Annotated in this window: 9 protein-coding genes and 1 pseudogene; 1 reads left to right on the top strand and 9 read right to left on the bottom strand. The window is 44.1% G+C overall.

Going from position 1 to position 8,335, the window contains the following annotated elements:
* Nucleotides 1-114: 114 nt before the first annotated feature.
* From Q0037_RS04350 to Q0037_RS04315, 8 genes and pseudogenes are all read right to left on the bottom strand, one after another.
* Entirely contained in the window at nt 115-1,323 is a 1,209-nt protein-coding gene (locus tag Q0037_RS04350) for a 3-hydroxyacyl-CoA dehydrogenase NAD-binding domain-containing protein (RefSeq protein WP_297515978.1), read from the bottom strand.
* A gap of 61 nt (nt 1,324-1,384) precedes the next feature.
* Nucleotides 1,385-2,170 (bottom strand): enoyl-CoA hydratase-related protein, encoded by a 786-nt coding sequence (locus Q0037_RS04345; protein ID WP_297515975.1) that lies wholly within the window; start codon nt 2,168-2,170, stop codon nt 1,385-1,387.
* An 84-nt stretch (nt 2,171-2,254) separates the two neighbouring features.
* Entirely contained in the window at nt 2,255-2,755 is a 501-nt protein-coding gene (paaD, locus tag Q0037_RS04340; protein ID WP_297515972.1) for a 1,2-phenylacetyl-CoA epoxidase subunit PaaD, read from the bottom strand.
* Between the two features lie 4 nt (nt 2,756-2,759).
* Nucleotides 2,760-3,515, bottom strand: a pseudogene (gene paaC, locus Q0037_RS04335) (1,2-phenylacetyl-CoA epoxidase subunit PaaC); the annotation flags it as partial.
* A gap of 136 nt (nt 3,516-3,651) precedes the next feature.
* Complete coding sequence (gene paaB, locus Q0037_RS04330) at nt 3,652-3,933, bottom strand: 1,2-phenylacetyl-CoA epoxidase subunit PaaB (RefSeq protein ID WP_297515969.1); 282 nt, start codon at nt 3,931-3,933, stop codon at nt 3,652-3,654.
* Between the two features lie 82 nt (nt 3,934-4,015).
* Nucleotides 4,016-4,972 (bottom strand): 1,2-phenylacetyl-CoA epoxidase subunit PaaA, encoded by a 957-nt coding sequence (paaA, locus tag Q0037_RS04325; protein WP_367274076.1) that lies wholly within the window; start codon nt 4,970-4,972, stop codon nt 4,016-4,018.
* A 206-nt stretch (nt 4,973-5,178) separates the two neighbouring features.
* Entirely contained in the window at nt 5,179-6,252 is a 1,074-nt protein-coding gene (paaE, locus tag Q0037_RS04320; RefSeq protein WP_297515963.1) for a 1,2-phenylacetyl-CoA epoxidase subunit PaaE, read from the bottom strand.
* A gap of 89 nt (nt 6,253-6,341) precedes the next feature.
* Entirely contained in the window at nt 6,342-6,926 is a 585-nt protein-coding gene (locus Q0037_RS04315) for a TetR/AcrR family transcriptional regulator (RefSeq protein WP_297515961.1), read from the bottom strand.
* A gap of 89 nt (nt 6,927-7,015) precedes the next feature.
* Between Q0037_RS04315 and Q0037_RS04310 the strand changes: the two genes are divergently transcribed.
* Complete coding sequence (locus tag Q0037_RS04310; protein ID WP_297515958.1) at nt 7,016-7,327, top strand: rhodanese-like domain-containing protein; 312 nt, start codon at nt 7,016-7,018, stop codon at nt 7,325-7,327.
* Here the strand turns inward: Q0037_RS04310 and Q0037_RS04305 are convergent.
* The gene (locus Q0037_RS04305) at nt 7,324-8,289 is read right to left on the bottom strand and encodes a GSCFA domain-containing protein (RefSeq protein ID WP_297515955.1); all 966 of its coding nucleotides are present in this window, start codon (nt 8,287-8,289) and stop codon (nt 7,324-7,326) included. The two genes, Q0037_RS04310 and Q0037_RS04305, sit on opposite strands and share 4 nt — an antisense overlap.
* Nucleotides 8,290-8,335: the final 46 nt, after the last annotated feature.

Below are 8,335 nucleotides of genomic sequence, written 5' to 3'. Positions count from 1 at the left end.
TGACTGGTGATTAATGACTGAACTAACCCTGAAACTTGGGGGTGATTGGTGGTTTGTATTTTTATCATTCTTCATTATCTTCAATAGTTTATCCATCTAACTAATTACTAGTCACTAATCACTTATATAAAACCGCTGGTTTGCTTTAGCCATTCTACGGAGGAGCGGACTGCAGCGGTAGCGGTCTTCGCGGTATTCATCGTAGAGGGCATCGAGTTTGTCGACGCACCATTGGATTCCGAGTTCATCGGCCCAAGCGAGCAGTCCCTTAGGATAATTCACGCCTTTGGTCATGGCATTGTCAATGTCTTGTACCGAACCCACATTGAGGAAATGCGCATCGGCGGCTTCATTGATAAGCATGACGATGACCCGTTGAAAAATGCATTGCGCCAACGCTGTATCTTCTTGGGGAACCGGCATTGTTTCACTGTAATTATAAAATCCACGGCCTGATTTTCTGCCGTAGAAACCCGCTTCAGTTAGCCGTTTTTGGGTAAACGAGGGTTTGTACCGCGGATCATAATAGAAGGAAGTAAACACCGATTCGGTTACGGCATAGTTCACATCATTTCCGATAAAATCCATGAGTTCGAACGGCCCCATACGGAAACCACCTATGGTTTTCAACGCCCAGTCGATGGTAGCAAAGTCGGCCATACCCTCTTCATAGATCCGCAAACTTTCACTGTAAAAAGGTCGAGCCACACGATTCACGATGAATCCGGGGGTATCTTTGGCTACGGCTACTACTTTCTTCCAAGAGCGAATGGTGTCCACAGCGGTTTGTAAAACGGTCGCTGAAGTTTGCACCGCAGGAATTACTTCCACCAACTGCATTAACGGAGCGGGATTGAAAAAGTGAATACCGATGACGCGCTCCGATTTTTGGCAAGAAGCTGCAATCGAAGCGATCGACAACGAGGAGGTATTGGAGGCCAAAATTGCCGTTGGTGTCACGATTGTTTCCAGTTCGGCAAACAACTTGCGTTTCACGTCTAGGTTTTCCACAATCGCTTCAATCACCAGATCGGCATCAGCCAAATCGGACAAAGCAGTCACATACGCGGTTCTATTTTGAATACCGGCTTTTGTCTCGGCGGTGATTTTTTCTTTCTCCACCAATTTTGACAACGTTACTTCCAAGGCGGCTTTACTTTTATCCAATGCGCCTTGGTTCACATCAAACAATTTCACGGTGCATCCGGCGGTAGCCGCCACTTGTGCGATCCCACTGCCCATGGTTCCCGAACCGATAATCGCGATGTTGATTAACGATTGTTGATTGTTGATTGTTGATTGTTGATTTTTGTTTTCTATCATGGTATTGCTTCCAGGAAATCAGTTCTACAATCTGACTTCGTTGTTCTTCAATCGTTAATCTTTAGTTTCCTTTGAATTCCGGTTTGCGTTTTTCTACAAAAGCGGCAACGCCTTCGCGGTAATCATTGGACGAACTGGCTTCGATTTGAAGGTCGCTTTCCATGGCCAATTGTTCTTGAAGGTTATTGATCATGGAACGGTTCAGCAATTTTTTGGTAAGCGCTAGTGCATGCGTGGGCATGTCGGCTAACGTTAACGCTAACTTTTGTACTTCTTCCTCGAATAAAGCGTTGGGATAACATTTATAAATCATTCCCATTTCATAAGCTTCGGTCGCTGACACTTTATCGCCGAGCATCATTAAGGCGGAGGCTTTTTGAAACCCAATTAACCGGGGTAAGAAAAAAGTTCCTGCGCTATCGGGCACGAGACCGATTTTGCTAAAGGCTTGGATAAACGCCGCTTGTTCATTGGCGACCACTATATCACAGGCTAAAGCAATATTGGCTCCTGCTCCTGCGGCAACACCGTTTACGGCAGCCACGATGGGTTTTTCGATGGCGCGAATGCGTTCGATAATGGGATTATAATGTTCATCTAAAATTTTTCGGAACCCTGGATTGAGTTCGGGTGTGGTCACTTCTTTCAAGTCTTGACCGGCACAAAAGGCTTTTCCGTTTCCGGTAATGACGATGGCGCGCACGTCGGGGTTTTGGGCAACCTCATCCAAGGCGGTTTGCATGGCTAGGGCCATTTCGCGGTTGAAGCTATTGAATACTTCGGGTCGGTTCAAATACAAGTAGGCGACCTTGTTTTCAATCTTTTTTTCAATTGAAGTTGTACTCATCAGAATAATGGTTAGTTGTAAGTGGACTTACGTTATGGTTTATTATATAAACACCTGCAGCAACCGAAATTGTGCAGGTGGGCATTATTTTAAGCATTTAAAATAGTCGAAGGGTTCGTGACATTCCTCGCATTGAAACAAGGCTTTACAGGCGGTCGAACCAAACTGACTGACTAATCGGGTGTGGGTGGAACCGCATTGCGGGCACTTCACTATTTTTTTATTTCCGAGTAGGGCTTCTTTGTCGGCCTCTTCGGATAAGGGGGCTGCGATGCCATAGGCTTCGAGTGCTTTTCGCCCGCGTTCGGTGATCCAGTCGGTGGACCATGCGGGGGCTAATATGAGTTTGACTTGCGCTTGGTACCCTTCTTTGGCGAAAGCCGCTTTGATATCATCGGCGATGGTATCCATGGCGGGGCAACCGCTGTAGGTGGGTGTGATTTTGATAAAAACCGCTGTCCCTTCGACAGCCACATCACGCACAACGCCCATGTCCATAATGGAAAGCACGGGAATCTCAGGATCGGAGACCGACTCGAGAATAGCAGTTATCTGCGGCGCGATGGTTTTCATTTCAATCAGCATAGTGTTACCAAGTCATGTTCGGATAGGTGCGTTGCATGTACTGCATTTCGGTTAAGATAAAGCCCATATGTTCGGAGTGAATCCCTTCTTTGCCCCCTTTTAAGAAATACTTCAAATCGGGAACGTGTAAAGTTGCCTCTGTTAAAACCGCGGTGATTTCTTGCATCCAAGCGTCTTTCAATTGGGAGACATCCACCCCAACTCCCGCTTCAACCATTGCGGTATCATCAACGGTCATTAGGAATAATTCGTTAGTGAACGTCCAAAGGTTGTCGAAAGCTTCTTGCATCCGTTGATGACTTTCTTCGGTACCGTCGCCCAAGCGTTTGATCCAATCACCGGAGAAGCGTTTGTGGTAGCTCACTTCTTTGATGCTTTTTTTGGCAATAGCAGCGAGTACCTCATCGGTGCTGTTTTGCAATTGTTCCAGAAATAAGAGATGAAATACATCAAACAAGTATTGACGGGCCATCATATAGCCGAAATCGGTATTGGGTTGTTCAACCAACAAGACATTTTTGTATTCGCGTTCTTTACGCAAAAAAGCGAGGGTATCTTCGGTAGCCTCACCGCCTTGGAGTTCGGCCGCATATTGATAATAGCTACGGGTTTGACCCAATAAGTCGAGGGCGATGTTGGTCGTGGCAATATCGGTTTCCAAACTCGGTCCATGCCCGCATAATTCACTTAAGCGTTGGCCAAGGATGAGTGCGTTGTCGGCGATTCCGAGGATGTAGTTGATTTTTGAATTGCTCATAGTTTTATTAGTCGTTAGACGTTGGACGTTAGACTTTAGACTTTAGACGTTGGACTTTGGTCTTTAGACGTTAGACTTTGTACTTTAGATTTACTCCTTTACGTTTCTAAAGACTAACGACTAATGTCTAATGTCTCATTTACATATGCTTCAATTCATCCGGCAATTCATAGAATGTGGGATGACGGTATACTTTATCCAAAGCAGGTTCGAAGGTTTCTCCGTTTTGCTCTGGATTGGAAGCCGTAATTTGACTTGAGGGTACGACCCAAATGCTTACCCCTTCACCGCGACGGGTATAGACATCACGTGCGTTTTCTAAAGCCATCGTAGCATCGGTTGCGTGAAGGGAACCGCAGTGGCGGTGTTCTAATCCGTTTTTGCTTCGGATAAAGACTTCCCAAAGAGGCCAGTTGTTCATGCTATTATAAATTATATATTTTAAATTTTAAATTATGGGCCTAAAGGCCGACCTCCAAAACGCATTGGTAGGTAAATGGTTATTACACTGCTTTTTCGAGGTTGCGTTGGGATTGTTTTTCGGCGTAGGCCATGGCGGCATCGCGCACCCAAGTACCTTTTTCCCAAGCGGAACGACGGGCTTCCAAACGTTGTTTGTTGCATTTCCCGTGTCCGTTGACGACTTGCCAGAACTCTTCCCAATCGATTTCACCGAAGTCGTAGTGTTTACGGTCTTCGTTCCATTTTAGGTGCGCATCTGGAATTTTTGCCCCTAAGATTTCGGCTTGCGGTACCGTTTGATCCACAAACTGCTGACGGAGTTCGTCGTTGGTTTTGCGTTTCAATTTCCATTTCACGGATTGTTCCGTATTCGGCGATTCGGCATCGCGGGGTCCGAACATCATTAAAGAGGGCCACCACCAGCGGTTTAAGGCATCTTGCACCATGTCTTTTTGTTCTTGCGTTCCTTTGGACATCGTTAATAAGATTTCATAGCCTTGGCGTTGGTGAAAACTTTCTTCTTTACAGATGCGAATCATCGCACGGGAATAGGGTCCGTAAGACGTTCCCATCAACGCGACTTGATTCATGATGGCCGCTCCATCTACCAACCAACCGATGGCACCGATATCGGCCCACGTGAGCGATGGATAATTGAAAATGCTGGAATATTTGGCTTTTCCCGTATGCAATTGTTCATACATTTCATCACGGGAAATACCGAGTGTTTCAGCGGCACTGTACAAGTACAAACCGTGTCCGCCTTCATCTTGGATTTTGGCCAACAAGGCTACTTTACGACGCAACGAAGGCGCGCGGGTAATCCAATTAGCTTCGGGCAACATTCCTACGATTTCGGAATGAGCGTGTTGTGAAATTTGACGAATGTGCGTTTGACGGTATTTCTCCGGCATCCAATCTTTGGGTTCAATTTTCTCGTCGTTATCGATGCGACGTTGAAACAGTTCTTCTAAGTTTTTAATCTCTTTTTCTGACATAGCTGTTACCTTTTCGTTAGACAACTTGATGATCCCGAAGGCACATCGTTTTTTTGTTTTTATGTTTTCCCTTTCGGGGATTTATTTTGAAAATAGGGGTTCTTTTTTAGCCCCGATTGAGCCGGTATCCTCGCAGCGAAGCGGAGAGATAAAGGCGAAAGCGGGACAGTGCATCTTTTGAAACCAAGGGTTCTTGCTCCCAAAAATTACACCCCGAAATCGACGACTACTTTCTTGGACGTGGGCACGGCTTGGCAACTCAACGTATAGTTTTTGGCCAATTCGTCTTCTTCCAAGGAATAGTTCAATTTCATTTCGACCGATCCTTCTTTGACAATACAACGGCAGGTGCTGCACACACCGCCTTTGCAGGCATAGGGTAAATCGGCACCAGCAGCAATGGCTCCGTCGAGGATATTATCAAAATCATCACCCATGACGAAATGGAATTCTTTGCCGCCATCAATGATGGTCACTTCGGTACCTTCGACTTTCTTCTCGACGATTTTGCTGATGCGTGCTTTGTCGGCTTCGGAGATTCCGGTATTAAACAATTCGAAATGAATATATTCTTTAGGCAACCCCGCCGCTGTGAGTTCGTCTCGCAACAAGTGAATCATTTCCTCGGGTCCACACAAGAAACAATCGTGTGTGTTCGGGATATCAATAATTCTTTCGGTTAGGGTTTTAATTTTTTCTTGGGTAAAACGACCGTTGAACAATTCGGCGTGGCGGTGTTCTTTGGTCAAGAAATGAAAAATTTCAAAACGGTTGAAATAGGTGTTTTTCAATTGTTCAATTTCTTCTTTAAAGATAATGGATTTTACGCTTCGATTCAGGTAAAACAGCTTAAATGTACTATGGGGTTCGTTGGCCAAGTGCGTTTTAATAATGGACAACATGGGGGTAATTCCACTTCCTGCTGCAAAAGCGATATAATTTTTGGCCACTTCTTGTTGTGTTTCTACATAAAACTTCCCGTCGGGGGTCATCACTTCGATTTCGTCACCGACTTGTAACTGTTCATTAACATAGGTAGAAAACAAGCCTCCAGGAATTTGTTTGACCGCCACTTGCCATTTTTGCTCATAAGGGGCAGTACAAAGCGAGTAGGATCGGCGTACTTCTTGGCCATTCAAATGCGTTTTAAACGTTAAGTGTTGCCCTTGTTTGAATTGAAAAGCCGGTTGAATTTCGGCAGGAATGTCCAAGGTAACCACCGAACAATCTTTGGTTTCCTTGTGAATAGCAGCAACTTTTACCTTGTAAAACTGAACCATAATTTGCGTTTCATTTTTAACTAACAATTGTTAGTTTACGTTACAAATTTAATGATTTTTTTAATGGGTTACGAAATCGTTGTAAATTTTTAACGTGCGTTTACGGTGATACCGTGGAGTAATACGTTGCGCATATCATCGCGTAAGGTATTTTCGTTGAGGCTTTTGGTTTTGTTGTACCAAATGTAGAGGGTGCGCAGGGTGGATAAAATGGAGAAAATAATGACTTCGGGATTGCGGTGTTGAATTTCGCCGTTTTGCACGCCTTCTTTCACAATTTGACGAAAATTTTCTTCGTAATCGGTGCGCATTTTTAGGAAATATTTCAGCACGGTTTCCTTTTCCAAATGCATCCAATCGTTATTTAAACAAGCGAGTGCATCGGGATTGCGGAGGGTGATGTCGATGTGCAATTGAATAATGCGGTCGATTTTGGCGATTGCGGTTGCGTCACTTTGTTGGACTTCTTCCATTACATTAGTAAATTCTTCAGCGATGGTGATGACGATGAGTACGAGAATTTCTTGTTTGGAAGCGATATGATTGTATAAACTGGCCGCTTTAATATTTAGAGCTTGGGCGATATCGCGAACCGTTACGGCGCTATAGCCTTTCTCTTTAAAGAGTCGGGCGGCGACATTGATGATTTCCGTTTTGCGATCGGTGGGTTTCATGGGAGTCAAATGTACACAATTTTGCGTTTGGTAACTTAGGTTACCTTGTGCGAGCAACGGGTCGTTTATCTTTGGTGAAAAATAATAGTATGGGATTATTCAACATTTTAGGTTTTGGGAGCAAAGGAGAAAGTGCGAAAGATTTTTGGCAAAAAGGAGCTGTTATTATTGACGTACGCACCTATGAAGAATTTGCTTCGGGGCATATCAAAGGATCGAAAAACATTCCGCTACAAATCATCAACGGAAAAATAGCCGAAATCAAAAAACTAAACCAACCCGTCATTGTGTGTTGCCGCAGTGGCATGCGCAGTGCTCAGGCTGCCTCTATACTGAAAGCACAAGGTGTTGAAGTGATGAACGGCGGTGGCTGGGAACGTTTGGAACGGGAATTGGGTTAGTCCTTGTTATCGAGAACAAAGGAAATGCATATCGTAGGATATTTTTGTTGAAATGTTTCGATTTTTTGGGATAAGTGCTGTTGAAATTTTCTCCAAGCCTGCGTATGTTCATGCTGAGGACGATGCTGTAATGCCCGTTTTAATTCAACAACCTCTTTCATAACAGGATGGCTTTCACTTGAAATAGCCTCCGTAGAGAATCGTTCCCAGATATAGTCAATGGCAAGGGCATTGGGATGAATAAGGTCAGCAGCATAGAAGCGGTAATCCCGTAATTCATCTATTACAATTTCATAAGCTGGAAAATAATACCACTTGTTATCGTTTTGTTTTAGGTTGTAAATCGCTTGCAACAAATTGCCTTTACTCATGTGGTTTTCTAAAAATCCATCTTTAGTATGTCGAACTGGAGATACGGTAAAAATAAATTGTATCGTTGGGTTAAGCTGCCGAACCAATTCGATGCTTTTTAAAAGTGCTTGTTCATTTTCTGTCGCGCTTATGAGCCTTTTTTCAAATTGGGCATTGGGCACTTTATGGCAATTGGCCACAACATTGCCCTGATAAGTATAGACCCAAGAAGTCCCCAAAGTGAGGATAAAATGTGTGGCGGTTTCAAGATAGTCCCGTGTAACATTCAACTGGGCATTTAGGGTAGTTAGGTAATCGTTTGCATCGATTGTGCTGAGCGCCGAATGCACTTCATAGGATTGCCAGAGTTCGTTGTGAAAAAAAACATCTTCTTCATTAAACGCTTGTTGATGTACTATTCGCTCCACCAAGCGTTGCATGGAAATAGCATTAAAAATAATTCCAAAAGGATTGGTTAAAGTAGTAATGCCATGATCGTCTAGCTTTTTACCCATATTTTCGGCAAAACACGACCCCATACTAAAGACTTTCGCCTGGTAACTGAGGGGGTTTTCCATAGGGTTTACAGGAACATGAGTGTGCAACTGCATGGATTATTTTTTTTCAAAAATACGAATTAAGGGGTCAAAAAAAACC

It is taken from the genome of Flavobacterium sp., assembly GCF_027482425.1.
Lineage (GTDB): Bacteria > Bacteroidota > Bacteroidia > Flavobacteriales > Flavobacteriaceae > Flavobacterium.
The sequence above is the reverse complement of the archived record's forward strand: the minus strand, read 5'-3'. Positions and strand labels throughout refer to the sequence as shown.

What these genes read in the sequence shown, in the direction of transcription:
- paaB (WP_297515969.1), bottom strand. Translation starts at nt 3,933, where the DNA reads ATGAACAACTGGCCTCTTTGGGAAGTCTTTATCCGAAGCAAAAACGGA.
- paaE (WP_297515963.1), bottom strand. Translation starts at nt 6,252, where the DNA reads ATGGTTCAGTTTTACAAGGTAAAAGTTGCTGCTATTCACAAGGAAACC.
- Q0037_RS04350 (WP_297515978.1), bottom strand. Translation starts at nt 1,323, where the DNA reads ATGATAGAAAACAAAAATCAACAATCAACAATCAACAATCAACAATCG.
- Q0037_RS04345 (WP_297515975.1), bottom strand. Translation starts at nt 2,170, where the DNA reads ATGAGTACAACTTCAATTGAAAAAAAGATTGAAAACAAGGTCGCCTAC.
- Q0037_RS04310 (WP_297515958.1), top strand. Translation starts at nt 7,016, where the DNA reads ATGGGATTATTCAACATTTTAGGTTTTGGGAGCAAAGGAGAAAGTGCG.
- paaD (WP_297515972.1), bottom strand. Translation starts at nt 2,755, where the DNA reads ATGCTGATTGAAATGAAAACCATCGCGCCGCAGATAACTGCTATTCTC.
- paaA (WP_367274076.1), bottom strand. Translation starts at nt 4,972, where the DNA reads ATGTCAGAAAAAGAGATTAAAAACTTAGAAGAACTGTTTCAACGTCGC.
- Q0037_RS04305 (WP_297515955.1), bottom strand. Translation starts at nt 8,289, where the DNA reads ATGCAGTTGCACACTCATGTTCCTGTAAACCCTATGGAAAACCCCCTC.
- Q0037_RS04315 (WP_297515961.1), bottom strand. Translation starts at nt 6,926, where the DNA reads ATGAAACCCACCGATCGCAAAACGGAAATCATCAATGTCGCCGCCCGA.